Source organism: Vicinamibacteria bacterium (assembly GCA_035570235.1).
Lineage (GTDB): Bacteria > Acidobacteriota > Vicinamibacteria > Fen-336 > Fen-336 > DATMML01.
On record DATMML010000071.1, the window covers coordinates 1 to 26,883 of the forward strand.

Below are 26,883 nucleotides of genomic sequence, written 5' to 3' on the forward strand. Positions count from 1 at the left end.
CTGGGGGATCTTCCTGGCCGAGCCCGTGGCCGACCGCCGGATCGGCTTCGGGGACGCGATGGGGCAGCCCTCTTGGTCGGTCGTCCCCGGCGAGCATCGCAACGTGCTCCGGCGCCTGATCGTGACCCAGGGCGACACCGAACCCGCGAGCGTCGAGCAGCAGCGCATGCTGGGCCACACCGCCCCAGCCTCTACGACCTTAGGAACCTCTTCCAGGTGAACGTGGAGGAAGGCCGGCACCTTTGGGCCATGGTCTACCTCCTCCACCGCCACTTCGGCCGCGACGGCCGCGAGGAGGCGGAGGAGCTCCTGCAGAGGCGGAGCGGCAGCCCGGACAAGCCCCGCATCCTGGGCGCCTTCAACGCCCCCATCGAGAACTGGCTGGACTTCTTCATGTTCACCATGTTCACGGACCGGGACGGCAAGTATCAGCTCCTGGCCCTGGCGGAGAGCGGCTTCGACCCCCTCGCCCGGACGACCCGCTTCATGCTCACCGAAGAGGCCCACCACATGTTCGTGGGGGAATCGGGGGTGGAGCGCATCGTGCAGCGCACGGCCGAGCTCATGAAGCAGGAGACCAATGGGGACGTGCGCGCCTTAGGGGGCATCGACCTCCCCACGATCCAAAAGTACTTGAACCTGTGGTTCGCGCTCTCCCTGGACCTCTTCGGAGGGGAGATCTCGAGCAACGCCGCCTCATTCTTCGCCGCCGGCCTCAAGGGCCGCTACAAGGAAGAGAGCTATCCCGACCACCTCGCCCTCGACCAGTCTTACCGGATGAGCGTTCTCGAGGACGGCCGGGTGACGGAGGTCGAGGTCCCCCTGCGAAACTCAATGAATGAGGTCTTGCGCGACGCCTACGTGGAGGACTGCCAGCGAGGGGTGGACCGCTGGAACAAGCGCCTTCAGGAAGCGGGCCTTGAGGGGCGCCTGTCCCTGCCCAGCAAGCGCTTCTACCGTCACATCGGCCTCTACGCCGAACAGCCGTTCGATGTCGATGGGCGGCTCCTGGGCAAGCCGGAATGGGAGCGGCGCCGGGACGAGTGGCTCCCCACGGAGGCGGACCGAGCCTACATCGCCAGCCTCCAGAAGCCGGTCCGGGAGGCGGGAAAGATTGCGAATTGGATCGGAAAGCCGCCCCGGGGCATCAAGGGCCTGCCCTTCGAATACGAGTACGTCCGTCTGGACTAGCGAGCCGCGCTCACGCCCCCGCGCAGAGCTCCCTCAGGCGGAAGCGGCCCGTCTTGGCTCGGGGGTGAGGGCCCGGCGCCCGGCGTTGGCCGCCCGCTGCAGGCGGGCCACGTCCTCGGGGAGGAAGACCGGAATGTCGAGGCCTCCCGTCACGTCCTGGGCCTGCTTGGCCAGGCGGTTGTAGTTCTCGACGTAGCCGAGGGCGCTGGCCGCGGAGGCGGGCGTGCCCTTCAGGCTAGCGTTGGCCATGCGGGCCGTGGCCCGGGCCATCCCCCGGAGCGAGACCTCGAGCACGCGGGCAATGCCCCGCCGGGCGTTGGCGATGAGGCCTCCCGTGACGCTCATGAGCCGTCCGTGGAGGTCGGCCTCGTGGCAGAGCAGCCGGGCCGCGCGCCGGCTGTAGCCGACGAGCTCCGCCTGGCGGCCTTCGGCCCTGAGGCTAGCCAGCTGCTGCTCGACCAGAGCGAGATCCTCCCGCACGGCGTCGAGGGCCGCCACCGCCTGGCGGTGGGCCTCCTCGAAGGCGGCCACCGCCTCCAGGGGCCGGCGGATCCAGCGCGGGAACAGGGTATCCACTCCGCGCGAGCGCATGTCGGCGATGTCGTGGGACAGTCGGGATTCGACCTCGGTTCGGTCCAGGTCCGCGAAAGCGGCGAACTGATCCAGGGTCTCCCGAGCCGCGTCATATTGAGTCAGGAGTTCGGCGTTCACGAGCACCTCCCGGGGAAGCACCGGACAGACCGGGCGCGCAGCAGTCTGATCGGCCCTAGCGGGGGGCGGGTGGTACCCCCGGCCGACCGAACCCGCCATTCATGGCGGGTGTCTTCAGGCTCGCCGCGTTCGAGGGCCTCCTCCTCGATCCGAGGCGAGTCTAGTGTGCTCTGCATCACGACAGCTACTGTACTCAGGTACGGTTTTCGTACAGTCATTAGCCTGGCCGAGTATATATATCGGCCAGGCCTAGATGCAAGTCTCACCAGACTGCCCATATGGACCCCCAGGGTGTGTTGCCCGGTGATCTCCATGGTATTATGTATACGGGAACCGTGCCTACAGTGGACAGACCGCCGAGTCGGGCATATCTCCTTTCGCCTCACTCATTTGTGCTGGAGGAGCTAGGTCGTTGGCTCCTGCCTTCCGGGATCCCGTACGAGAGGATCCGTCTCGCCTACTCCCTGGCCCCCCGACCCGGTCCCCTCGTCATGAAGCGTGGCTCGGTTTGCGTCGTGGACGCCTGCTTCCCCCCGGCAGGAACGGAGTCCCTGGTCTCCACGGTCCTGTCCGGCTCCCCCGACGCCCGGATCCTGGTCGCGGCCGAGGAGCTCACGGAAGCCTTCGCCTTCCCTCTGCTGCGCCTGGGAGTGAAGGGGCTCATGACCTATGCCCACACCCGGCGGGAGCTCCTCCCCGCCCTGGCCGCGGTCGCCAAGGGCGGTTACTGGGTTCCCCGCGGCTTGCTCTCACGCTTCCTGGACGTGCTTCTGGCCAAGGTGCCGGCGCCGCCCGTGCCCCACACCATCCTCAGCCGGCGCGAGCAGGACGTGCTGGAGCTCCTCCTTCAGAACCTGGCCAACAAGGAGATCGCGGGGAGACTGAACATCTCGGAGCGCACGGTGAAGTTTCACGTCTCGAACCTGCTCGCCAAGTTCTCGGTCCAACGGCGCGCCGACCTGATCCTCCACTCCTTCCAGTCCCATTCGATTCCCCCTCAACCGGGGCGTGCAAGTCTGGAGGACACGGCCCCCCACGTCCCGCGATTCACGCCGCCCCGCGTGGCCGGCTGAGGCCGGGGTCGTTCATGCTAGATTTTGCTCGTGGACGCCACGAGCCAGCCCCGGGTGAAGATCTGCTGCATACGCAGCGTGACCGAGGCTTGGATGGCCATCCGCCACGGCGCCTCCGCCCTGGGCCTGGTCTCCGAGATGCCGAGCGGGCCGGGCGTGATCGCGGAGGAGACGATTGCTGAGATCGCGCGCACCGTCCCGCCTGGGGTGGGGTCCTTCCTGCTCACCAGCCGACAGGATGCAGCGTCCATCATCGAGCAACAGCGAAGGCTGCGCGTCAGCACCCTGCAGATCTGCGATCGTCTGACATCGGGCCGCCACCGCGACCTGCGCGCGGCCTTGCCAGGCATCGGGATCGTGCAGGTGGTCCATGTCGTCGGCCCGGAATCGGTTGCGGAGGCGGTCGGGGTGGCTCCTGAAGTGGACGCGATTCTTCTCGACTCCGGAAACCCGGGCCGAGCCGTGAAGGAGCTGGGGGGTACCGGACGCCGGCACGACTGGCGGCTCAGCCGGCGCATCCGGGAGGCGGTCGCGGTCCCCATCTTCCTTGCCGGAGGTCTCGACCCCGACAACGTGGCCGAGGCCGTGGCTGAGGTCGGGCCCTTCGCGCTGGACGTCTGCTCCGGGCTGCGCACGGGCGGAGAGCTGGACGAGAACAAAGTATCTCGATTTTTCGCGGCCATCGCGTCCTGAGGCACCCCAAGAGGCCTGGTGATGAGCGCCTCCATCTTTACGTCTCATGGATTGTGATTGTGTGGGATGGAGAATTCGGGTGGTTACAACATGACTGGAACCCACGGAAGAGGGCCGATCGGAACAGGAGTGTTCTTGCTGGGAGCGAATGCTCGCACACCGGAAGTCCAAGAGGCTGAGCTTTGGCTATCACTCCTTTTCGTCCCCGTGGCTCCGCTCGCGAGGTGGCGTCTGAAGATCGTGGTCAGAGACGGCCAGGAAGGAGCTTCTGAGAGCCTTGAGATTCAGGCTCTGGAGAAGCTGCGTCTGCAACCCCTGGCCGCAATCCGCCGTTTTTGTGTCGGCATTGCCCTGGCCGGGCTGACTTGCCTACCCTTGGCAATTGCCTTGTCCAAGGTCGGAACCCCCTGGGCGGCCGCCCTCCTATCCCCTCTTCTGGGCGCGCTCCTGCCGCCGTCTCTGCTGGATAAGACAGCAATAGCAGCAGAGGCCGGTCTGCTTGTGGCCGGTGCGCTCATGCCGACTCTCTTGGTGAGCGAGCTGGACGCCCGCGCCATCCGCGTTCCCTTTGCCGCGCTGCGTAGGGGCGCGGTCTTCCCCCCTCAGGAGGGATGAGCCCTCGAACCGTCTCACGGCCGGCGCTGACGACCGTGCTATCGTTTCGCGGTGGGCTCGACGAGGACGGCCGTGGGCGGCACGGCCTGGCTGTTCCTGCGTCTCCTCGGCCTGACCTACCTCGTCGCCTTTCTCTCCCTTGCCGGGCAGGTGCAGGGTCTCATCGGTCCCCAGGGCCTGCTCCCGGCGGCGGGCTTGCTCGACTCCCTCTCCGCTCGCCTCGGGCCTGAACGTTTTTGGCTCTTGCCCACCGTGTTCTGGCTCGGGGCGGGGGAGGCCGCCTTGCGGGCCGGCGCCCTCGCGGGCATCCTTCTTTCCCTGCTGCTGGTGGTGGGCGTCCTGCCCCTGCCGACCCTGGGCTTGCTCTGGGCCCTTTATCTGTCGTTCACGAACGTGGGCCAGGTCTTCCTGGGATATCAGTGGGACAGCCTGCTCCTCGAAGCAGGCTTCCTGGCCCTGTTCCTAGCGCCCCCCCGCCTGTATCCGCGGCCGGGGCGGGAGTCCGAGCCGTCGCTGCTCGCCCTCTGGCTGCTTCGCTTTCTGCTCTTCCGGTTGATGCTGAGCTCGGGTCTGGTGAAGCTCGAGAGCGGCGATCCGTCGTGGTGGGGGCTCACCGCCCTTCGCGTCCACTACGAGACGCAGCCCTTGCCCACCTGGGTCGCGTGGTGGGCGCACCAGCTCCCCCCGTGGTTCCACACCCTCTCGGGCGTGCTCATGTTCGTGGCGGAGCTGGGAGTGCCGTTCCTCCTTTTCGCGCCGCGGCGGCTGCGAATCGCGGGGGCGGCGGCTCTGGCCGGCTTCCAGCTCCTGATCGCGGCCACCGGCAACTACGGCTTCTTCAACCTCCTGACCATCGTCCTCTGTGTGCTGGCCCTCGACGACCTTGCCCTGCCCTCTCGCCTGCGTGCGCGGCTCTCCGCCCCCGGAGCGCGCCCACCCCGACCCTGGCCGGTCTGGCTCCTCGCGCCGGTGGCCGCGCTCGTCGTGTTCGTATCCCTGGCCCAGATGGCGGGACGCGCCGGCCGCGACCTCCCCTGGCCCTCCGCGGCCCTCGCCCTCTTCCGCACGGTGGCACCGTTCCGCACCATCAACCCCTACGGCCTTTTTGCCGTCATGACGACCTCGCGCCCGGAGATCGTGGTGGAGGGGAGCTCGGACGGGGAGACCTGGAGGGCCTACGAGTTCAGGTGGAAAGCGGGCGACGTCACGCGCGCCCCGGCCTTCGTCGCCCCCCACCAGCCGCGGCTGGACTGGCAGATGTGGTTCGCCGCCCTCGAGTCCTGCGAGGACAACCCCTGGTTCGTGCGCTTCTTAGTGAAACTGCTCGAAGGCTCGCCGCCGGTCCTGGGCCTGCTCGGCACGAACCCCTTTCCGGACCGCCCCCCGCGCTTCGTGCGCGCGGTGCTCTACGACTACCGCTTCACCCGCCCGGCCCGGCCTTGGAGCGAGCGCGCCTGGTGGACCCGCGAGCGGACGGGTCTCTACTGCCCGGTGCTGTCGCGTGAAGGCGAGTGAGCGCCGGAGAGGAGGGCCCGCACTGACCCCGCGACCGCGGTCTGGGTGAGGCGCATGGCTTCCGCGCTCTCGTACTTTTGACGGGGCCAGAAGAACCCCCGCAGGCCGTCCTTGAAGCGGCGCGGCACGACGTGGACGTGGAGATGGGGGACGCTTTGGCTCACCCGGTTGTTGAGGGCCACGAAGGTCCCCTCCGCGGACATCGCCTCCTGGACGGCCCGGGCGAGGAGGCGCGCGGCCAGAAAGAGCGGGGCCACGAGGCCCGGGGGCAGGTCGAGCAGGGTCTCATGGTGGGCCCGGGGCACGAGCAGGCAATGGCCGGGAAAGAGCGGACGGTGATCCAGAAAGGCCACCGCGGTCTCGTCTTCCAGGACGAAAAGGGCCTCCGACCGGCCGTCCACGATCGCGCAGAACGCGCAGCCGGCGCGGGTGGGGGTCGCCACCGCTACTCCTCTCCAAGCCCCGACGGGCGGGACCGCTGCCGAAGCCCCGGTGTCATTTCCGTCGGCCCTTTTCCCGGCTATTGAGCGTCCAGTCGTAGTCCGTTGCCTCGAGCTTGAAGGCACCGCCGAGGAGCAGGGACTTCTCGGGACCCTCGGGATAGAACCCGGCCAGGTACTTGCCGATCGCCTCCGGGGTGCCCCCGAAGTCTTCGCGGTACCACTCGACCAGGATCGGGCTCGCGTAGACGACGCCTTCGGCGACCGCCACGCGGTTCTTGGCCGGGCTCTCCCGGAGGAAGATCCGCGCCTGATCGGCGAGCTGGTCTTCCAGGCGCGCCCCCGTGTAGGCCTCGCTCCGGAGGGGAGGGCAACCCAAAGCCGCGCAGACGAGGGCGAAGTGGATGCGCGGCTCCGCGAACTGCTTGCGGATGATGTCGTGCTCCACGTTGTCCAGGTGGTAGACCTGCCCGCCCGCCCTCACCAGCTTTTCCCGCCACGGCCCCCCGCCGCCGCCGACGGCGAACCCCGACTCGCTAATGTTGCGGATGGACTCCCGCTCCCCGTGGAGGAGGATGGCCTCAATCGTGTAGGCGTTGTAGGTGTTGATCCAGTAGGCCAGCCGCTCGGGGGGGGAGAGCCGCGCGGGGTCGGCTCCGGCCAGGCCCTCCAGGTAGGCGGGGAACTCTCGCGCCTTCTTGAAGCCGTTGTAGTCCACGAGGCCCCCCGCCACGTGCTTCCGGAGCAGGGTGTCGAAGAGGGAGTGGTCGAAGCTCGTCGACTGGGCGGGGGAGGATCGCGCGCAAAGGGCCGCGGCGAGGGCGAGGGCCAGGGTCCGGGAAGAGGTCATGGGATCCTTCATTATTTATGATTATGGTATTTGGCGGTTGACGAGGGGTCCGGCCTCCCCTATACTCTCGTCCATGAAACGGGCGTCCCTTCTCGCGGCGGTCCGGGTGAGAGGGCAGCGTCCGTCCGTGGGCCCCATGGCGATGCGCATTATCGTCCGCCGGGGCCCCGCGCGCCCGCTCGGCTAGCAAGCCAGCGCGTCGCGCGCAAAATGGCCCTCGGCGAAATCGCCGAGGGCTTTTTCGTTTTGGGGAGGCCGACATGGGTTGGGTGACTGGCTTGAAGTGCAAGGAGTGCGGGAAGGAACGGGGGATCGAACCCGTGGCGGCCTGCGACGCCTGCTGGGGAGCCCTGGAGCCGGTCTACGACCTGGAGCGGGCCCGGGCCACGTTCACCAAGGAGGCGATCGCGGACCGCCCGCGCGACCTCTGGCGCTACCGCGAGCTGCTGCCCCTGGAGGCGGAAGGGACCGTGGGCTGGGGGACGGGGTTCACCCCCCTCCTGCGCGTCCCGCGCCTGGGCGAGCGGCTTGGCATCGCCGATCTCTGGGTCAAGTACGACGCGGCCTGTCATCCCACCCTCTCCTTCAAGGACCGGCTGGTGGCGGTGGCGCTAAGCAAGGCCAAGGAGTTCGGGATGGACACCGTGGGCTGCGCCTCCACCGGCAACCTGGCCAACGCGGTGGCGGCGGGGGCGGCCCGGGCCGGCCTGCGCGCGGTCGTGCTCGTTCCGGAGGACCTGGAGGCGACCAAGCTCCGGGGGACGGCCGTGTACCGCGCGACGCTCGTGGGCGTGCGCGGCAACTACGACCGCGTGAACCGGCTCTGTGCGGAGATCGTGGACCGGCACGGCTGGGGGATCGTCAACGTCAACCTGCGCGCCTACTACGGCGAGGGCTCCAAGACGGTTGGCTTTGAAGTCGCGGAGCAGAGGGGCTGGACCCTGCCCGGCCACGTGGTCGCGCCCATGGCCGGGGGCAGCCTGCTCACCAAGATGGAGCGGGCCTTCCGCCAGCTCGTGGAGCTGGGGCTGGTTGACGACGAACCCTTCGTACTTCACGGGGCCCAGGCCGCGGGCTGCAATCCAATCGCGGGGGCCTGGAAGGCGGGGCTCGCCACGCCACGGCCGGTGAAGCCGGCCACCATCGTGCGCAGCCTGGCCATCGGCGATCCCGCGGACGGCGCGTCCGCCCTGGCTGCGATCCGGCGCACAGGGGGGCGGGCCGAGGATCCCACCGACCCCGAGGTGATCCAGGGCATGCAACTCCTGGCGGAGACGGAGGGCCTCTTCGCGGAGACGGCGGGGGGGACGGTGGTGGCCGCCGCCCGCCGGCTCGCGGAGGGCGGGGCCTTTGCGGACGGCCGGCCAGTGGTGCTCCTTATCACGGGCCACGGCCTCAAGACCGCGGAGGCCCTGGGCGGGCCTGCCCCCTTCGATACCGTCATTGACGGGCGGCTCTCGGAGTTCGAGGCGTTCTGGAGCGCCCGGGAGGGGGCGGTGGCCTGAGCACCGGCAGTGAGAGTGGCGGATGCTCACGCCTCTCAGACCCCGCTGTCGGATATGTGCGCGCGCAAGGCCGGGCTCGGAGAAAGGCGCTCTGTGACACACCGGTGGGGCTATACTCGGACGCGAGATATGGTATGTCGACGAAAGAAATCTTGACCGAGATGGACCTGCAGCGAGAGCCGCGGGACGGGCGCAAGCACGAACTTGTCGACGGGACGCGGCTCGCGCCGCTGACCAGGACAAGTAGGGGAGAGCGGGTGCCGCGGGTGCGGAAGACGAGCGACTTAATGATCTCTTCTACCCTGCAGCCAATCGCGGCTGCGGCCTCACGAGCGCTGCGGGCAGTCTCGGGGAGCTCCCGAACCCGAGCTGCGCTCCGTGACCGTGGGAGAGGTGGCCAGGCTCAGCGGGTGAGCCAGGAACCCGCTACCAATGACGTATACTGACGAGGTGGCAACGACTCGGCCAGCAGTCACCGACCAGGACCTCCTGCGGCTTCCCAGGGATGGGCGCAAGTACGAGCTCGTGGATGGGGAGATTCGCGTGAGCCCCGCCGGTGCGCGCCACGGAAAGATCTCCGTGCGTCTCACGGCTGCTCTCCTGGCTTTCGTCAGCCCGCAGCGCCTCGGGGATGTCTTCGACTCCAGCACCGGATACCGGCTTCCGGGGGGCAATGTCCGCTCTGCGGACGCCAGCTTCGTTTCCTCGAAGCGCCTTCCGAGGGTCCCCGAGGGCTTCGCGGAACTCGCGCCCGACCTCGCGGTCGAGGTCCTCTCGCCCGAGGACCGTCCCCGCGAAGTGCTTGACAAGGTCGGGGAGTACCTCTCGGCCGGCGTGCGGCTCGTGTGGGTGATCGACCCCCGCGCTTCCCGCGCCGCCTCTTACCGCTCGCTCACCGACGTGCGGGAGATCGGGCCGGACGGGACGCTCGATGGGGAAGACGTGCTCCCTGACTTCCGCTGCCGGCTCGCCGATCTTCTCAGCTGAGCTGGCCGACACCCGAGTCACCTAGGGGTCTCTCGAGGCCATAGGGCCGTCGCCTACTCAGCTAGGGCACCTATCGTCAGCGTCCGACCAAGGGGACGCGAGTTGGGCGGGCTCTTAGCGGCCTCAGGCGATCCGCTGCCCGCTCCGTATCTCGGCTAGCGCCCGTCGCTCCAGGTAGGCCCGGCGCACCAGCTCCGCATCGCGGATGAAGTGGTCCAGCTCCTCGAGACCAAGGGCCTGCGGCCCGTCGCAGAGGGCCTCCGCCGGCCGGGGGTGGAAGTCCACGAGCACCATGTTGGCGCCGGCGATGATGCCCTGGGCGGTGGCGTGGTGGATGTCGAGCAGGCCGTCGACTGCTTCCAGGCGCTTGCCCACGGAATGGGAGGGGTCGACGCCCACGGGCAGACGGGTCAGGCGCTTGACCACCGGCACGTGGCCGAAGTCCACGAAGTTCCTGTGCGGATCTCCCAAGTGGCTCTTGGCCCCCCGCAGGCAGAAGATGATCCGGTTATTCCCCCCCGCGGCTAGGTACTCGCAGGCGTTCAGGGACTCCTCGAGGCTGATGCCCATCCCCCGCTTGAAGAGGACGGGGAAGTCCTGCTGCTGGCCCACGATCTTCAGCAGCTCAAAGTTCTGGGCGTTTCGGGTCCCGATCTGGAGCATGACCCCGGTGGGGTGCCCGGCCGCGGCCAGGGCGGAGCGGATCTCGTCCAGGTGCGACTCGTGGGTCACCTCCATGGCGATGACCTTGATGCCGTGCTCTCCCGCCAGGTCGAAAACAAAAGGCAGGCACTTGGCCCCGTGCCCCTGGAAGTCGTAGGGGCTGGTCCGGGGCTTGTAGGCGCCGGCCCGGGTGGTCCTCAGCCCCACCCCCTTCAAGGCCCGGAAGGTCCTCTCCACGTTCTCGCGGGTGTCCACCGCGCAGAGCCCGGCGAAGATGTGGAAGCTGTCCTGGTCGAAGCGCAGGCCCTGGTAGGAGAAGCCGACCGCCTCCGCCTGGCCCTCGTGGCGGCCGATCGTGCGGTAGCTCTGGCGGATGCGGATCACCTTCTCGACCGCGGAAAACTCCTCGAAGGGCTCCTGGGGGATGGCCCCCGTGGCCCCCAGCAGGTAGATCTCGGTCAAGGAGCGGGTGGCCCCCTCGATCACGCGCACCTCCGTGCGCACGTCGGGGTAGCGCTCCGCCATCTGGCGGACCTGCCGGACCTCCGGGGAGTCGGGCCGGATGTCGGCCTTCAACACCAGGATCAAAAGCCGGGTCCCCCGCGCGTTTCCCGGTGGGGGGCGTCCACTAGACGCCCCACTCCGAGACCGCGCCCGCCTCGTCCCCGGAGGCGTGGGCCCAGCGCAGCCAGGAGAGGTGGCGCAGGACCGAGGCCGTCACCTCGACGGTGGTGGAATCGCCGCCGATGTCGGGGGTGCGGACCTCCTTGAGGGCGGCCGCCACCGAGGCCTCGACGGCCCGCGCCAGCTCCGGTCGCTCCAGGCCGTACTCCAGGAGCATGGCCACGGTAAGGATGGCTCCGATGGGGTTGGCGATGCCGCGCCCGGCAATCTCCGGGGCCGACCCGTGTATGGGCTCGAAGAGGGAGGGTCCCGCGCCCAGGGAGGCGGAGGGCAGGATGCCGATGGAGCCCGCCACCACCGCCGCCTCGTCGCTCAGGATGTCGCCGAAGAGGTTCTCGGTCAGGATCACGTCGAAGCGGTGGGGCGCGCGCAGGATCTCGAAGCTGGCCGCGTCCACGTAGCGGTGCTCCAGCTCCACGTCCGGATACTCTAGCCCCACCTCCGTGACCACCGTCCGCCAGAGGCGCGAGGTCTCGAGGACGTTGGCCTTGTCCACGGAGGTCACGCGCTGCCGCCGCCGGCGGGCCTCCTTGAAGGCCACGTGGGCCACCGCCCGCACCTGCTCCGCGGACTGCCGCCAGGTATTGAAGGCGTCGGTGCTGTTCCCCCCCCTCGGCTCCCCGAAATAGACGCCCCCCGAGAGCTCGCGCACGATGAGCATGTCCGCGTGGCGCGCGAGGCCGTCGCGCAGCGGGGTGGGGAGGCCCATGTAGCGGGCGGGGCGGAGGTTGGCGTAGGCGCCCAGGGCCCGCCGCAGGCGGAGGAGGCCGTCCTCGGGCCGCACGGGCCCTCCCTCCCAGCGCGGGCCGCCCACCGCGCCCAGGAAGACTGCGTCCGCCCCCGTGCAGAGCTCGAGGGTCTCGCGGGGCAGGGGATCGCCGGTGGCGTCGATGGCGGCTCCCCCCACCCGCCCTTCGCAGACCTCGACCGGCAGGCAGGCCCTCAAGATGGTGAGCGCGGCCTTGGTGACCTCGGGGCCGATGCCGTCTCCGGCCAGGACAGCGATGGTGGGGCTCATGACGCGGGACCTCCAGGGGGGGAACCGTGGGACTGCTCGTGGGCGGCGATGGCCGCCTCTTGGGAGAGGAGAAAGGACAGGGCGTCCGCCCCCTCCAGGAGGCAGTGGCGGGCGAAAGGCTCGATGGGGAAGACGGCTACGCTCCCGTCGGGGAGGCGGAGGGTCTGATCCTTGAGGTCGATGGTGACCTCGCGGGGAGGAGCGGCGACCTTCTGGTAGGTGATGGGATCGACCTGGACGGGCAGAAGGCCCGCTTTGAGGGCGTTGCTGCGGAAGATGTCGGCGAAGGAGGTGCTGACCACGGCCCTAAAGCCGTTCTCCTGGAGCGCCCACACCGCGTGCTCGCGCGAGGAGCCGCAGCCGAAGTTGCGGCCGGCGACGAGGACGCGCGCGCCCTCCGCCTCCGGCCGGTTCAGCGCGAATTCCGGCCGCGGCCGGCCCTGCCCGTCCAGGCGCCAGTCCGCGAAAAGGGCGGTGCCAAAGCCGCCCCGCGTGGTCGAGGTCAAGAAGCGGGCGGGGCAGATCTGGTCGGTGTCGATGTTCTCGGCGTCGAGGACGACGACGCGGGAGGTGAGAGCGCGGAAAGGTTCCATGTCCTACCCCACCATCTCGCGGGCGTCCGCGATGCGGCCGGTCACGGCGGCCGCGGCCGCGGTCAGGGGGCTGCCCAGGAAGGTCCGGCCCCCCACCCCCTGCCGTCCCTCGAAGTTCCGGTTGCTGGTGCTGACCGCGTACTGCCCGGGCTTAAGGGTGTCGCCGTTCATGGCCAGGCACATGGAGCAGCCGGCCTCGCGCCAGTCCGCTCCCGCCTGCTTGAAGATGCGGTCCAGGCCCTCGGACTCCGCCTGCCGCTTCACTTGCTGGGAGCCGGGCACCACCAGAACCCTCACCCCCGGGGCCACCTTGCGGCCGTCCAGGAACCGGGCGGCCAGGCGCAGGTCGGAGATACGCGAGTTGGTGCAGCTCCCGATGAAGACCACGTTGATGGGCCGGCCGAGCAGAGGCTCTCCGGGCTCGAGGCCCATGTAGCGGAGCGCCTTCTCGAGGGCGGGGTCGCCCCCGGGGTCGGGGATCACCCCGCGGATCGAGATCCCCATGCCGGGGTTGGTGCCGTAGGTGATCATGGGCTCGAGCGCCGCGGCGTCGAAGTGCTCATGTCGATCGAAGGCGGCCCCCTCGTCGCTGGGGAGCGCACGCCAGCCCTCGAGGGCGCGTTGCCAATCGCGGCCCGCGGGCGCGTGGGGCCGCCCCCTTAGGTAGGCGAAGGTGGTGTCGTCGGGGGCGATCAGGCCCGCGCGAGCCCCCGCTTCCACGGACATGTTGCAGACCGTCATTCGCTCTTCCATGGAAAGGGAGCGGATGGCCGAGCCCCGGTACTCGATCACATGACCCGTCCCGCCCCCCACTCCCAGGCGGGCGATGAGGCCCAGGATGAGGTCCTTGGCCGTGACCCCCGGGGCCAGCGCCCCCTCCATCTCCACGGCCAGGGTGCGGGGCCGGTCCTGGAGCAGGCACTGGGTGGCGAGCACGTGGGCCACCTCGCTGGTCCCGATCCCGAAGGCCAGGGCGCCGAAGGCCCCGTGGGTGCTGGTGTGGCTGTCCCCGCAGACGATGGTCATGCCGGGCTGGGTGAGGCCCAGCTCGGGGCCGATGACGTGGACGATCCCCTGCCGCTCGCTCCCCAGGCCGTAGAGGGTGATGCCGAACTCCTGGCAGTTGACCTCGAGCTGGCGGATCTGGGCCGCGGCCCGGGGGTCGGCGACGGGGATCGCGCCCTCCCCCCCGCGGGGGGTGGTGGGGGTGGAGTGGTCCATGGTGGCCAGGGTGCGGTCCGGGCGCCGGACCTTGAGCCCGCGCTCGCGCAGGAGCGTGAAGGCCTGGGGCGACGTCACCTCGTGGATGAGGTGCAGGTCCGCGTACAGCACGGCCGGCGTCTCCGCGGTGGGCGGGCGCACCAAGTGGCCCTCCCACACCTTCTCGAAGAGAGTCCGCGGTCGTGCCATAGGTCCTACGCGGCCGCCTGGGCCCCGCGGGCCGCGGCCACCGCCGATAGATAGGCCTTGAGCGTGGCCTCCAGGGTGTCCGTGCTCGCCGCCTGGCCGGTGGATTCCACCCCGTCGTGGCGCACCCGCACGATGACCTCGGCCAGGGCGTCCTTGCCCGCGGTTACGGCCCGGGTGTGCATCTCCAAGAGCTCGAGGTTGAGCCCGAGGGCCGCGTCCGTGGCCTTCAAGGCGGCGTCGAGGGGGCCGTTGCCCACCGCGGAGGCGGTGCGTCGCTCCCCATCCACCTCCACCTCCACGGTGGCGGTGGGCAGGATCTCGTTGCCGGAGAGGGACTGATAGCGCACGAGGCGGGCCCGGCGCTGGGGGGCGGAGGAGACCAGAGCGAGCAGGTCTTCGTCGTAGATGAACTTCTTCCTGTCCGCGAGCTCCTTCACCCGGGCCGTGACCGCCTCCACCTCCTCCGGCTCCAGGCGAAGGCCCAGGCTCGAGAGGCGAGACTCCACCGCGTGCCTGCCGGAGTGCTTGCCGAGGACCAGGCTCGACTCACGCACGCCCACGCTGGCCGGGGTCATGATCTCGTAGGTGAGGGGGTTGCTGAGGACGCCGTGCTGGTGGATGCCGGCCTCGTGGGCGAAGGCGTTGCGTCCCACCACCGCCTTGTTGGGCTGCGGCCAGATCCCGGTGGTGGAGGAGAGGAGCTGGCTGGTGGCCGCGATCTGCTCCGTCCGCACTCCCGTCTCCAGGCCGAAGTGCTCGCGGCGGACGCGCAGGGCCATCACGAACTCCTCGAGGGAGGTGTTGCCCGCCCGCTCGCCGATCCCGTTGACGGTGACTTCCACTTGACGGGCCCCCGCCCGTACCGCGGAGAGCGAGTTCGCGACGGCCAGGCCGAGGTCGTTGTGGCAGTGGACGGAGAGCACCGCTTCCGGGAGGTCGTGGTGGAGGCGGCCGATGAGAGCGCCGTACTCGTCGGGGAGGGCGTAGCCGACGGTGTCGGGAATGTTGAGCACGGTCGCCCCCGCCCCGTGGACGGCGGCCAGGATCTCGCGCAGGAAGGCATAGTCGGTGCGGGAGGCGTCCTCCGCGGAGAACTCCACGTTCGCGCAGAGGGAGCGGGCCAAGCGCACCGCCTCCTCGGCCTGGCGGAGCGCTTCCGCGGCCGTGGTCTTGAGCTTGTACTTCAGGTGGATGGCGGAGGTGGCGAGAAAGATGTGAACGCGGGGGTCCGCCGCGCCCTCCAGGGCCTTGACCGTGGCCAGGATGTCCGCCTCCTTGGCGCGGCTGAGCGCGGCCACCACGCACCCCCTCACCTCGGTGGCGATGGTGTGGACCGATTCCCATTCCCCCTTGGAGGCGATGGGGAAGCCGGCCTCGATGACGTCGACGCCCAGGCGGGCGAGCTGGCGAGCCAGGCGGAGCTTCTCCCCCGGGTTCATGCTGCACCCCGGGGACTGCTCCCCGTCGCGAAGGGTAGTGTCGAAGACGGCGATGCGGTCCGTCATCGGGCGGCCTCTACCGCGGGCTCCACGCGGGCGGAGCGGACCTCCCCCTCCGGGGTCACGGTGACCGCGTCCAGGAAGGGAATCATCGCGCGCAGGCGCTGGCCCACTACCTCCAGGACGTGGGCCCGCTCTTCGCGCCGCCGTGCCTCGAACCAGGGGCGGCCCGCCTCGTTCTCCTCGATCCACTTCCGGGCGTAGGCCCCGCTCCGGATCTCCTCCAGCATCCGCTCCATCTCCCGCCGGGTCTCGGGGGTGACGAGGCGGGGGCCCCCCGTGTAGTCCCCGTGCTCCGCGGTGTCGGAGACGGAGTAGCGCATGTAGGAGAGGCCGCCGCGGTACATCAGGTCCACGATGAGCTTCAGCTCGTGCAGGCACTCGAAGTAGGCGATCTCCGGCTGGTAGCCGGCCTTGACCAGGGTCTCGAACCCCGCCTTCACGAGCGCGGAGACCCCGCCGCAGAGCACGGCCTGCTCGCCGAAAAGGTCGGTCTCCGTCTCCTCCGCGAACGTAGTCTCGATGACGCCCGCCCGGGTGCAGCCGATCCCCTTGGCGTAGGCGAGCGCGGTCCTTTTGGCGTGCCCCGTCGCGTCCCGATGCACGGCCAGGAGGGCGGGCGTCCCCTGCCCCTCCCGGAAGACCTCGCGCACCCGGTGGCCGGGGGCCTTGGGGGCGACCATGGAGACGTCGACCCCTGGGGGGACCTCGATGGTCCCGAACCGGATGTTGAACCCGTGGGCGAACATCAGGGTGTCGCCCGCGCCCAGGTGCGGCCGGACCTCCTCGTTGAAGAGGCGGGCCTGGCCGGTGTCGGGGGTCAGGATCATGACGATGTCAGCCCCTTCCGCAGCCTCCCCCGGGGTCTTTACCGTGAGCCCCTCCGCCGCGGCGCGGGCCCGGGAGCGGCTGCCCGCCGGCAACCCCACCGTGACCGCGACCCCGCTGTCCCGCAGGTTCAAGGCGTGCGCGTGGCCTTGGCTGCCGTAGCCCAGCACCGCAACTCGCCGGCCGGCGAGCGCCTCTAGGTCCGCGTCACTGTCGTAATAGATCCGTGCCATGTCACCCTCCTTGCCGGCTCAGGGAAGCGTTCGAAGCGCCGATCGGAGCCCGGGGCATCGCTAGCCCGCCTCTCCGGGGGCGGCGGCGGTGCCCCGGACCATCGCGACCTTGCCCGTGCGCACCATCTCCAGGATGCCCCGGGGGCGCAGCAGCTCCACGAGGCCATTCACCTTCTCCAGGTCGCCCGTGATCTCCACGATCACCGAATCCGGGGCCACGTCCACGATGCGGCTCCGGAAGATCTCCACCAGGTTCGCGATCTCCCCCCGCGTGCCCGGCTCGCAACGGACGCGGATCAGGGCCAGGTCCCGGTCCACGGTCGGCAGATGGGTCACGTCCGTGACCTCCGCCACCGGCACCAGCTTGCGCAGGTTGGCCGCCACCAGGTGGGCGGGGGCCCGTGCCGTGTCCACCACGATGGTCATCCGGGAGAAGTCAGGCACCTCGCTGCCCCCCACGGTCAGGCTCTCGATGTTGAAGGCCCGCCTCCGGAAGAGGCTGGCCACCCGGTTCAGGACCCCCGGCTGGTCCTGAACCCGAGCCACCAGGGTGTGCTTCATGCCTGCGCCTCCTGGGCCTCGACCGCGGCCTCCGCGGGGCGGCGGATCATGGCGTGGAGGTCGGCGCCCGAGGGCACCATGGGGTAGACCACGTCCTCCTGCTCCACCTGGAACTCGATCAGGGCTGGCCCCGGCGCGTTTCGGGCCGCCTCCACCGCAGGCACGACGTCGGCGCGGCGGTTCACGCGGCGCGCGGGGATGCCGTAGGCGGAGGCCAGGGCCACAAAGTCGGGGGAGAGCATCGGGGTGGCCGCGTAGCGGCGGGCGTAGAAGAACTCCTGCCATTGGCGGACCATGCCCAGGAAGCCGTTGTTCACGACCGCGATCTTGATGTCCAGCTTCTCCTGCTGGAGGGTGGCCAGCTCGCACTGCGTCATCTGGAACCCGCCGTCCCCCGCGATCACCCAGACCTCGGCCTCCGGGCGGGCCAGCTTGGCCCCGATGGCGGCGGGCAGGGCGAAGCCCATGGTGCCGAGCCCGCCCGAGGTGATGAGGGTGCGGGGCTTCTCATGGTGGTAGTACTGGGCCTCCCACATCTGGTGCTGGCCCACGTCGGTCACGACCACGGCCTCGCCCCCCGTGGCCTCCCAGAGGTCGTTGATCACGTGGGCCGCGAACAACCGGCCGCCGTCCGGCTGGTGCAGGATGTCGCGGGTCCGGGTCTCGGCGCGGCCGGCGTCGATCTCACGCCGCCACTCCGGGTGCCGCCTCTCGGGGAGGAGGGGGAGGAGCGCGGAGAGGGCCGCCCGGAGGTCGGCCGCGATCTGGACGTCCACGGCCACGTTCTTGCCGATCTCGGAGGGGTCGATCTCCACGTGGACCTTCTTCGCATCCGGGGCGTAGGTCTTGAGGTTCCCGGTGACGCGGTCGTCGAAGCGCATCCCGAAGGCGAGCAGAAGGTCCGCCCGCTGGATGGCCTGGTTCACGAAGGCCTCGCCGTGCATGCCCATCATGCCCAGGGCCAGGGGATGGCTGGCCGGGAAGCCGCCCAGGCCGAGAAGGGTCGAGGCCACGGGGGTATCCGTCTTCTCCGCGAACTCCTTGAGGAGGTCGGAGGCCCCCGACCGGATCACGCCCGCGCCGGCCAGGATCAGGGGTCGCTTGGCCCCCGCCACCAGCTCCGCGGCCCGGGTGAGGTCCGCGGCCCGGGGCGGGGAGGGCTCGTGGCCGTTCAGCGGTGGCGCCTCCGCCGGCCACTCGAACTCCGTGCGCGCCTGCTGCACGTCCTTGCAGATGTCGACCAGGACCGGTCCCGGGCGGCCGCTGCGCGCGAGGTGGAAGGCCTCGCGCAGCGTGCGGGCGAGGGTCGTGACGTCGGTGACGAGCGCGTTGTGCTTGGTGATGGGGAGGGTGATTCCGGTGACGTCCGTCTCCTGGAAGGCGTCGGTGCCCAGCAGGAGCGACGACACCTGGCCGGTGATGAAGACGGTGGGGGTGGAGTCGAGCATGGCGGTGGCGATGCCGGTGGTCAGGTTCGTGGCCCCCGGGCCGGAGGTGGCCACCGCCACCCCCACCCGCCCACTGGCGCGGGCGTAGCCATCCGCCATGTGCGCCGCCCCCTGCTCGTGCCGGACGAGGACGTGGCGTATGGCGGGGTAGTCGAGCATGGCGTCGTAGGCAGGGAGGATGGCCCCGCCCGGATAGCCGAAGACCGTGGTGACGCCCTCCTTGACCAGACATTCCCAGAGAATCTGCGCCCCGGTCAGAATCACCGCTTGGCCTCCCCGGCTCCCAAAAAAGAACCCCAAAAAGCAAAACCCCCGAGGTTTGCTGCCTCGGGGGTTCTGATCGATCTCGACTTGGCTCTTGGCCTAGATCACCGAACCCCCGTGCGGTCTAATGGAAATCAGTACCAGCAGTCGCAGGGACAGTCGTACCGCGACCAAGGTGGGTTCGGCGAGGCCGAATTGAGTCATCGAGGGCATACGAACGGTCGGTAGCGTACGCGGGATCTCGGGGGCTGTCAAGGCCCTGTACTCGTCCCCATGATTTAGTGACACCCGGGCAGGTTTTTGTGGCCGGACCGGGCGGCCAGGGCCCTGGCCGGTCTGGAGGCGGTCGTCCGGCGGCCTTGCACGACCGGACCTAGAACGTCTGAATCGCAGCTCAGTCAAGTTTCTCGGAACCCTGTGGCCAGGCCCCTCCCATGAAGGATCGGATCGACGGAATAACGATCTCCGGATATTCCACAAACGATTGGTGCGCGGCATTTCGGATGGTCAGCAACCTCGCATTTGGAAGAGTCGTTGCCCATTCCTTCCCCGATCCATAGGGTGCGTTGCGGTCCCTCGTCCCGTGGATCGTCAGCACTGCCGTGCGTAAGGTGCGGGCACCCTGCGACACGTCCACCTTCTTGACCGATTCAATTGAGGCGGCGAAGTGTCTTTGAAGATGGGTCGGCCACTCGTTGGGCATGTCGCACCATCCCGGCCCGAGCTTGCCAACATTGGCCGGGTTGCCCACGAGCATGAACCGGGTCACCTCCCACTCCTTCTCGCAGTATTCTCGGGGATGCTCATCGTCGAGATGGGCCCGGCGAAGCTCTTTCAATTCCTCCAACTTTGCAGGATCAGGCACCGACTTCACGTCCTCAGCCATCAGGTCGGCTGGATACGTGCTGTTGAAGCTCATGGGCACAGGCCCCATTTGCACGATGCGCTCGACCTGTTGCGGATGTTCGAGCGCATACATCACCACCACCAATCCGAGATACGAATATCCGACGGGCGTGAACCTCTTCACTCCGAAGTGGCGGCGCACATCTTCCAAGTCGCGCACATCGTCTTGGATCGTCAGTCGCGCCGGATCCGAGATGGGCTGTGACCACCCACGGTCCCGCATGTCATAAGCAATGACTGTGTACTGGTCGGATAAGACTTTCAGGGCGTCAAACACGAACAAGCGGCCGGGTGTGATCAATACCGGCCCGCGTCCTGCCCTTTCGTAGTAGAGCTGGCTTCCGTCCCGCACCCGCAGAGATCCGTGCTGGACTCCCGACGCATTTGGAGAGTCCGCCCGCAATGTCTCCGCAACGACCAGTAACCCGACGAGAACTGCCAACACCGCTTTCATCGTTCACCCCGACTATGGAACCTGAGGGACCCGAATCACCCAACTGCCTTCCGGCTGTAGGAGACGCGCCATCGCTGCACAGGCGGCCTGGAGCTCCAACGTGAACGCGAAACGGCCGTCAGGGGGGGCGGGATGTCCCATATGCATGACCGGCTCTTCCGTTCCGACGGAGTCTAGGTCGACTCGGGCCGACATGGTCTGTCGGTTCAGGACAAAAAGCGGACTCTTCTGGCCACCGTCTCGCGGCAGGCAGCCCTTATGACAGAGTTTTGCAAGCACGCGCAGCAGGGACGTGCGCGGATTTCAACGGACGGCAGTGGTCTCGCCAAACTACAAGTACCGCCCCTGCCCTTTTTTGCGGCTAGTCGGTCACCGCGCCCAGGCTGGCGCTCGAGACGAGCCGGGCATACTTGGCGAGCACGCCCCTCCGGTAGCGGGGCGGGGGGGGCGACCAGGCCGCACGGCGGCGCGCGATCTCGCCCTCCTCCACGTCCAGGCTCAGCCGGCGCGCCTCGGCGTCGATGGTGACGAGATCGCCCTCCCGGACCAGGGCGATCGCCCCCCCCACCGCCGCTTCGGGAGACACGTGGCCGACCACCATGCCGTGGGTGGCCCCGGAGAAGCGGCCGTCGGTGATGAGCCCCACTGAGTCGCCGAGGCCCGCGCCCACGATGGCCGAGGTGGGGCCGAGCATCTCGCGCATGCCGGGGCCCCCCCGCGGGCCCTCGTAGCGGAGCACGATCACGTCCCCCGCGCGGATGCGGCCGGCCAGGGTCGCCTCCATGCAGGCCTCCTCGGAGTCGAACACCCGGGCGGGGCCGGTGATTTTCGTAGCTTTGAGGCCGGTGATCTTGGCCACGGCCCCTTCTGGGGCCAGGTTGCCCCGCAGGATGGCCAGATGCCCCTGGGGGTGGATGGGTCTTTCCCAGGGGCGGATGACGTCCTGATCGGCCCGCGGCGTCGCGGGCACATCCTTAAGCTGCTCGGCCACGGTGTGGCCGGTGATGGTGAGGGCCTCCCCGTGGAGCCGGCCGTGGACGAGGAGCATCTTCATGACCTGGGGGATGCCTCCCGCCCGGTGCAGGTCGGTGGCCACGTACCGGCCGGAGGGCCTGAGATCGCAGAGCACGGGCACCCCCCCGCGCAGGGTCTCGAAATCGTCGATGCTGAGCGGAACCTCCGCGGCGTGGGCGATGGCCAGGAGGTGCAGGACGGCGTTGGTGGACCCCCCCACCGCCATCACCACCGCAATCGCGTTCTCGAAGGCGGCGCGGGTCAGGATCTGCCGGGGGGAGAGGCCGCGCCGGATGGCGGCGGCCAGCACCGCCCCCGACTCGGCCGCGCTCTCGGCCTTCTCCGGGTCCTCGGCGGCCATGGTGGAGGAGTACATCAGGCTCATGCCCATGGCCTCGAAGGCGGAGGACATGGTGTTGGCGGTGAACATGCCACCGCAAGAGCCCGCCCCCGGACAGGCCTTGCCCTCCACCTCCTTGAGCGTGGCCAGGTCGATCTTGCCCGCCGCCTGCGCCCCCACCGCCTCGAACACGCTGCCGATCGTGAGGTCCTGCCCCGCGTAGTGGCCGGGCTTGATCGTCCCCCCGTAGACGAAGATGGCGGGGATGTCCATGCGGGCCACGGCGATCATGGCCCCCGGCATGTTCTTGTCGCAGCCGCCGATGGCCAGGACCCCGTCCATGGTCTGCCCGTTGCAGGCCGTCTCGATGGAATCGGCGATCACCTCGCGGGAGACCAGCGAGTACTTCATCCCCTCCGTGCCCATGGAGATGCCGTCGCTCACGGTGATGGTCCCGAAGACCTGGGGCATGGTCGCCGCCTCACGCAGGGCGGCCTCCGCCCGCGCGGCGAGGGTGTTGAGCCCGAGGTTGCAGGGGGTGATGGTGCTATAGGCGTTGGCGATACCTACGATCGGCTTGCTGAAGTCGCCCTCCCCGAACCCCACCGCGCGCAGCATGGCCCGGCTGGGGGCGCGCAGCACCCCTTCCGTCACGACTCGGCTCCGGCGGTGGTCGGTCATGAACCCCCCCGCGCTCTGGCGGCGGGGAAGTTTACCCCAGCCCCGGGGTCCCCTCGCCCAGGGGTTGGGCGATCCAGGCCTGGGGGCGGGGCGCGTGCCTCTCCGCCGGCCGCGGGAACTCCACGATCCGGGCCGGGGTCGCGCTGCGCCAGGGGAGCGGTCGGGCGAGACCCGCGGTCGCCTTGGGGGCGATGCGGCGGAACAGAGACTTCATCTCCGCCCAGTTATCGAGGATGTGCCGGGCGCGGTCGCTGCCCGTCGAGTCCCGATGGCACTCGATCCCCTCCCGCAACCATTCCTCGTCCTCGACGGGAAGGGGGCCCACCGACACCAGGTCGAGGTTGCAGCGGCGGGGCAGCCGGTCCTCGGGGTCCAGGGCGTACACCAACCCCCCCGACATCCCCGCCCCCAGGTTGCGGCCGGTGTCGCCCAGGATGATCACCGCCCCCGCCGTCATGTACTCGCAGGCGTGGTCGCCCACCCCCTCCACCACCGCCTGGGCCCCGCTGTTGCGAACGGCAAAGCGCTCGCCGACGCGCCCGGCCAGGAAGAGTCGGCCGCCGGTGGCGCCGTAGAGCAAGGTGTTGCCGGCGAGGACGGGCTGGGAGGCGAGGGGCGCGGCCTTGGGGGGGTGCACCACGATCTCCCCACCCGACATCCCCTTGCCCACGTAGTCGTTGGCCTCGCCCTCGAGAACGAGCCGCATCCCCTCCACGCAGAAGGCCCCGAAGCTCTGGCCCGCACTGCCCCGGAAGCTGAGGCGAACGGTGTTCGGGGGGAGGGGGTGGGCGGGCAGGCGCCGCGCCAGCTCGCCGGCCACCGCGGCTCCCACCGCCCGGTCCGCGTTGGTGATGAGAAACTCCATCTCGAGGGGCGCCACCGTGGCCCCCCCGAAGCGCAGACGGGCGAGCACGCCCTCGTCCAGGCGCCCGCCCGTCTCGGGCGGGTCGTTGCGGGGATCCCGGCTGCGGCGGGGGAAATCGGGAGGGGGCGCCTCCGCGAGCACCCGCTCCAGGCTGACCATGGAGGCCTTCCCCGCAAGCCGGGGCCGGGCCTCCAGCCGCTCCGTGAGGCCGATGATCTCCTCGATCCGGCGGTAGCCGAGCAGGGCCAGGATCTCCCGCACCTCCTGCGCCACCGCGGTGAAGAACTTGACCACGTCCTCGGGGGTGCCCTTGAACCCGAGCCGAAGGTCCTCGCGCTGGGTGGCGATCCCGGCCGGGCAGGTGTTCAAGTGGCACTGGCGGGCCATGACGCACCCCACGGCCACGAGGGCGGTGCTCCCGAAGCCGAACTCCTCCGCCCCCAGGAGCGCGCCCATGACCACGTCGCGGCCGGTCTTGAGCCCGCCCTCCACCTGCAGCCGCACCCGGCCGCGCAGGCGGCTGCGGGTCAGGACCTGCTGGGCCTCGGCCAGGCCCAGCTCCCAGGGCGTGCCCGCGTTCTTGATCGAGCCCAGGGGGGAGGCGCCGGTGCCCCCGTCGTAGCCCCCGATGAGGATGGCGTCGGCGTGGGCCTTGGCCACCCCCGCGGCCACGGTCCCCACCCCGGCCTCGGAGACGAGCTTCACTGCCACGGTGGCCGCGGGGTTCACCCGCTTGAGGTCATAGATGAGCTGGGCCAAGTCCTCGATGCTGTAGATGTCGTGGTGGGGCGGGGGCGAGATGAGGGTGATGCCGGGGGAGGCGTGGCGCACGCGCGCGATGTGGGGAGCCACCTTGTGGCCGGGGAGCTGGCCCCCCTCGCCGGGCTTGCTGCCCTGGGCCATCTTTATCTGGAGCTCGTCCGCCGTGACCAGGTAGTGGGCGGTCACTCCGAACCGGGCGGAGGCCACCTGCTTGATGCGGTTGTGGGCACGGTCCCCGCCGGGGAGCGCTCTCCAGAAGAGGTCGGCGGGCTCGCCGCCCTCCCCGCTGTTGCTGCGGGCGCCGATCCGGTTCATGCCGATGGCCAGAACCTCGTGGGCCTCCGGGCTCAGGGCTCCCAGAGACATGGCCGCGGTCATGAAGCGGGGGAAGATGGCCTCCACCCCCTCCACCTCCTCGAGGGGGATGGGGCCCCGTCCCGAGAACTCCAGGAGGTCGCGCAGGACGAGGGGGTCGCGCGCGTGGACGAGGGCGGCGTAGGCCCGGTACCCCAGGGGCTCCCCGGATCGAACCGCGGCGTGGAGGGCCTTCACGACCTTGGGGGCGAAGGCGTGGGCCTCGCCGGTCTGACGGAAGCGGTGGAAGCCCCCCTCCTCGAGGTCGGACGCGGCCTTCACGAACGCGGCCGCGTGGCGGGCGAGGGTCTCGCCGGCGATCTCGGCGAGGCCCACCCCCCCCACGAAGGAGGGCGTGCCCGTGAAATGACGGCGGACGAGCGCGGGGGCGACCCCCACCGCTTCGAAGAGCTGGGCCCCGTGATAGGAGCGCAGGGTGGAGATGCCCATCTTGGAGAGGATCTTGAGGATCCCCTTGGCCAGGGTCTTCAGGTAGCGGTCCTCGGCCTCCGCCGCTGGCTCTTCCCCGCCCCCCGCCGCCTGGACCGCCCGGCGGATGGCGGCCAGGGCGAGATAGGGGGAGACCGCGTTGGCCCCGTACCCGAGGAGGCTGGCCACTTGATGGTCGTCGCGGGCCTCGCCCGTCTCCGCAATCAGGCTTGTCTTGAGCCGCGATCCCCGCCGGACGAGGTGCTGGTGGACGGCGGAGACGGCGAGAAGCGCGGGCAGGGCCGCTCGGCCCTCGTCCACCCCGCGGTCGGAGAGCACGAGCAGGGTCGCCCCCTCTTCCACCGCCGCCGCGGCCTCGCGCAACAGCCGGTTGAGCGCGGAGGAGAAGGCGCGCGTGCCGCCCGGAGCCGGGAAAAGCAGGCTCAGCCGCCGCACCACCCACCCCGGGTGCTCCCAGGCCTCGAGGGCCTTGAGCTCCTCCCTCCGCAGCAGGGGGCCCTCGAGGTGGACCTGGGGCCCGGGCCCGGGCGCCTCCGCCAGCAGATCGCCCTGGGGGCCGAGGTGGGTGCCGAGGGACATCACGAGGGATTCGCGGAGGGGATCAATGGGCGGGTTCGTGACCTGGGCGAAGCGCTGTTTGAAGTACGAGTAGAGGAGCCGGGGTTGCGCCGAGAGCACGGCCAGGGGGACGTCGTCGCCCATCGAGCCCAGGGGCTCGAGCCCCTCCTTGAACATGGGCCCCAGGACGAGCTGCATCTCCTCGCGGGTGTAGCCGAAGGCGCGGAGCGGCCCCACCTCCGCGGTCTCGACCTCCGCGGACGGCCGGGGCAGGTCCCTGAAGGGAACACGGTGCTGGGCCAGCCAGGCCGCGTAGGGCCGGCGCGCGGCCAGCCCGTCGTGGATCGTCCCCCGGTCCAGGAACCGTCCGGCCGCGAGGTCCACCGCGACCATGTCCCCCGGACCCAGCCGCCCGCGGTGGAGGATCCGGCCCGGAGCCACGTCCAGGACCCCGGCCTCGGACGCCACCAGGACCAGGCCGTCCACGGTGACCGCATAGCGGGCCGGCCGCAGGCCGTTGCGGTCGAGACCGGCACCCACGATCTTCCCGTCCGTGAAGACCACGAGAGCGGGGCCGTCCCAGGGCTCCATGAGGCAGGACTGGTACTCGAAGAGGGCCCTGACCTCCGCGGCAAGCTCGGGGTCGCCCTCCCAGGCCGGGGGCATGAGCAGGCTGACGCCCTGGGTGACGTCGCGCCCGGCCAGGGTGAGGAGGGCGAGGGCCTCGTCCAGGCTGGCGGAGTCGCTCGTCCCCTCCGGAAGCAGGGGACGGATCGCACCCGCCTTGAGGCCCAGGAGCTGGGAGCTGAGGCCGGCCTCTCGCGCCCGCATCCAGCTCCGGTTTCCCTCGATGGTGTTGATCTCGCCGTTGTGGGCCACGAGGCGGAAGGGCTGGGTCATGGCCCAGGAGGGGAAGGTGTTGGTGCTGAAGCGCTGGTGGAAGAGGGCGAAGGCGGTGGCGTAGGCGGGGTGGCGGAGATCGGGGTAGAAGTCGGCGAGATCGGTGGCCCGCACCAACGCCTTGTAGACGAGGGTCCGGTGGCTGAGGGAGGCGACATAGAGCCCGCGGAGCCCCAGGCGCCGGGCGCGCGCCTCCAGCTCCCGGCGCGCCCGGTAGAGCCGACGCTCGAAATCCGCGTCCGACGCCGCAGGGGGCCGGCCCACAAGGAGATGGGCGATCCCGGGGCGCGCCCGCCAGGCCTGCTCCCCCAGGACCTCCTCCCGGATCGGCACCTCCCGCCAGCCCAGGAAGGGAAGGCCCTCCTGGACCAGGACTTCCTCGACCAGGGCCCGGGCCCGGGCGGCGCGGGCCGGCTCGGGGGGAAGGAATATCGAGCCCACGGCCAGGCCGCCCGGCTCGAGGCCGGAGAGGCCCCGGGCCGCGAGGTCCTCCCGCAGCACATCGAAAGGGATCTGGGTCGTGACCCCCGCCCCGTCCCCGGTGGTTCCGTCCGCGGCGACCGCCCCCCGATGGGCCATGCGGGAAAGGGCGGTCAAGGCCAGGGGCAGGATGCGGACGTGGGGGCGGCCCCCGAGTTCGGCCAGGAACCCCACTCCGCAGGCGTCGTGCTCGAAAGCCGGCTCGTAGAGGCCCCGCGTCGAGGCCCGCGCATTCTCCCTGGGCTTCACCCTGCCTCCCAGGTCTCAGTATGGCCATGGCCAAATATATGTAAAATTGAAAGAATGCATGAGGGTCATGAGTTTCTTGCACATGAGCG

20 protein-coding genes and 1 pseudogene are annotated in these 26,883 nt (G+C 69.9%); 7 read left to right on the plus strand and 14 right to left on the minus strand.

The genetic code is table 11. From position 1 onward, the window contains the following. Nucleotides 1-1,191 (plus strand): annotated as a pseudogene (gene boxB / locus VN461_12485) (benzoyl-CoA 2,3-epoxidase subunit BoxB). Nucleotides 1,192-1,224: 33 nt separating this feature from the next. Here boxB and VN461_12490 read toward each other — a convergent pair. Then, nucleotides 1,225-1,902, minus strand: a complete 678-nt coding sequence (locus tag VN461_12490) for a hypothetical protein (GenBank protein ID HXB55598.1) — start codon at nt 1,900-1,902, stop codon at nt 1,225-1,227. A gap of 392 nt (nt 1,903-2,294) precedes the next feature. Here VN461_12490 and VN461_12495 point away from each other — a divergent pair, with 392 nt between their 5' ends. From VN461_12495 to VN461_12510, 4 genes are all read left to right on the plus strand, one after another. Continuing rightward, nucleotides 2,295-2,975, plus strand: coding sequence for a response regulator transcription factor (locus tag VN461_12495; GenBank protein ID HXB55599.1), 681 nt, complete (start codon nt 2,295-2,297; stop codon nt 2,973-2,975). Between the two features lie 54 nt (nt 2,976-3,029). Beyond that, nucleotides 3,030-3,668 (plus strand): phosphoribosylanthranilate isomerase, encoded by a 639-nt coding sequence (locus VN461_12500; protein HXB55600.1) that lies wholly within the window; start codon nt 3,030-3,032, stop codon nt 3,666-3,668. A gap of 240 nt (nt 3,669-3,908) precedes the next feature. After that, the gene (locus VN461_12505) at nt 3,909-4,283 is read left to right on the plus strand and encodes a hypothetical protein (GenBank protein ID HXB55601.1); all 375 of its coding nucleotides are present in this window, start codon (nt 3,909-3,911) and stop codon (nt 4,281-4,283) included. A gap of 72 nt (nt 4,284-4,355) precedes the next feature. After that, nucleotides 4,356-5,798, plus strand: coding sequence for a lipase maturation factor family protein (locus tag VN461_12510; protein ID HXB55602.1), 1,443 nt, complete (start codon nt 4,356-4,358; stop codon nt 5,796-5,798). Here the strand turns inward: VN461_12510 and VN461_12515 are convergent. Together VN461_12515 and VN461_12520 are read right to left on the minus strand one after the other, a co-directional pair. Then, nucleotides 5,765-6,241 (minus strand): HIT family protein, encoded by a 477-nt coding sequence (locus VN461_12515; protein HXB55603.1) that lies wholly within the window; start codon nt 6,239-6,241, stop codon nt 5,765-5,767. The genes VN461_12510 and VN461_12515 overlap by 34 nt on opposite strands. A gap of 52 nt (nt 6,242-6,293) precedes the next feature. Then, entirely contained in the window at nt 6,294-7,088 is a 795-nt protein-coding gene (locus VN461_12520; protein ID HXB55604.1) for a DUF547 domain-containing protein, read from the minus strand. Between the two features lie 260 nt (nt 7,089-7,348). On the opposite strand from VN461_12520, the gene thrC reads away from it, so the two are divergent. Further along, nucleotides 7,349-8,593, plus strand: a complete 1,245-nt coding sequence (thrC, locus tag VN461_12525) for a threonine synthase (protein HXB55605.1) — start codon at nt 7,349-7,351, stop codon at nt 8,591-8,593. A gap of 432 nt (nt 8,594-9,025) precedes the next feature. After that, the gene (locus VN461_12530; GenBank protein HXB55606.1) at nt 9,026-9,580 is read left to right on the plus strand and encodes a Uma2 family endonuclease; all 555 of its coding nucleotides are present in this window, start codon (nt 9,026-9,028) and stop codon (nt 9,578-9,580) included. 123 nt (nt 9,581-9,703) lie between these two features. Here the strand turns inward: VN461_12530 and VN461_12535 are convergent, their stop codons facing one another. The 11 genes from VN461_12535 to gltB form a co-directional block, all read right to left on the minus strand. After that, nucleotides 9,704-10,831 (minus strand): 3-deoxy-7-phosphoheptulonate synthase, encoded by a 1,128-nt coding sequence (locus tag VN461_12535; protein HXB55607.1) that lies wholly within the window; start codon nt 10,829-10,831, stop codon nt 9,704-9,706. A gap of 40 nt (nt 10,832-10,871) precedes the next feature. Continuing rightward, nucleotides 10,872-11,945 carry a 3-isopropylmalate dehydrogenase gene (leuB, locus tag VN461_12540; GenBank protein ID HXB55608.1) on the minus strand — a complete coding sequence of 358 codons (1,074 nt, stop codon included), beginning with the start codon at nt 11,943-11,945 and terminating at the stop codon, nt 10,872-10,874. Then, on the minus strand, nt 11,942-12,538 hold the full coding sequence (gene leuD / locus VN461_12545; GenBank protein HXB55609.1) for a 3-isopropylmalate dehydratase small subunit: 597 nt from the start codon (nt 12,536-12,538) through the stop codon (nt 11,942-11,944). Before leuD ends, leuB begins: the two co-directional genes overlap by 4 nt. A 3-nt stretch (nt 12,539-12,541) precedes the next feature. Then, nucleotides 12,542-13,948 (minus strand): 3-isopropylmalate dehydratase large subunit, encoded by a 1,407-nt coding sequence (leuC, locus tag VN461_12550; protein HXB55610.1) that lies wholly within the window; start codon nt 13,946-13,948, stop codon nt 12,542-12,544. 5 nt (nt 13,949-13,953) lie between these two features. Beyond that, a complete protein-coding gene (locus VN461_12555; GenBank protein ID HXB55611.1) occupies nt 13,954-15,453 on the minus strand; it encodes a 2-isopropylmalate synthase in 1,500 nt (499 codons plus the stop codon). Beyond that, nucleotides 15,450-16,508, minus strand: a complete 1,059-nt coding sequence (gene ilvC / locus VN461_12560; GenBank protein HXB55612.1) for a ketol-acid reductoisomerase — start codon at nt 16,506-16,508, stop codon at nt 15,450-15,452. The genes VN461_12555 and ilvC overlap by 4 nt, the downstream gene beginning before the upstream one ends. Before the next feature lie 60 nt (nt 16,509-16,568). Beyond that, entirely contained in the window at nt 16,569-17,069 is a 501-nt protein-coding gene (gene ilvN / locus VN461_12565) for an acetolactate synthase small subunit (GenBank protein ID HXB55613.1), read from the minus strand. Then, complete coding sequence (gene ilvB, locus VN461_12570; GenBank protein HXB55614.1) at nt 17,066-18,781, minus strand: biosynthetic-type acetolactate synthase large subunit; 1,716 nt, start codon at nt 18,779-18,781, stop codon at nt 17,066-17,068. Before ilvB ends, ilvN begins: the two co-directional genes overlap by 4 nt. A 394-nt stretch (nt 18,782-19,175) precedes the next feature. Continuing rightward, the gene (locus VN461_12575) at nt 19,176-20,141 is read right to left on the minus strand and encodes an alpha/beta hydrolase (protein ID HXB55615.1); all 966 of its coding nucleotides are present in this window, start codon (nt 20,139-20,141) and stop codon (nt 19,176-19,178) included. A gap of 361 nt (nt 20,142-20,502) precedes the next feature. Beyond that, nucleotides 20,503-22,176 carry a dihydroxy-acid dehydratase gene (ilvD, locus tag VN461_12580; GenBank protein ID HXB55616.1) on the minus strand — a complete coding sequence of 558 codons (1,674 nt, stop codon included), beginning with the start codon at nt 22,174-22,176 and terminating at the stop codon, nt 20,503-20,505. A gap of 31 nt (nt 22,177-22,207) precedes the next feature. Beyond that, nucleotides 22,208-26,794: a glutamate synthase large subunit gene (gene gltB / locus VN461_12585; GenBank protein ID HXB55617.1), complete on the minus strand. Its 4,587-nt coding sequence runs from the start codon at nt 26,792-26,794 to the stop codon at nt 22,208-22,210. Nucleotides 26,795-26,883: the final 89 nt, after the last annotated feature.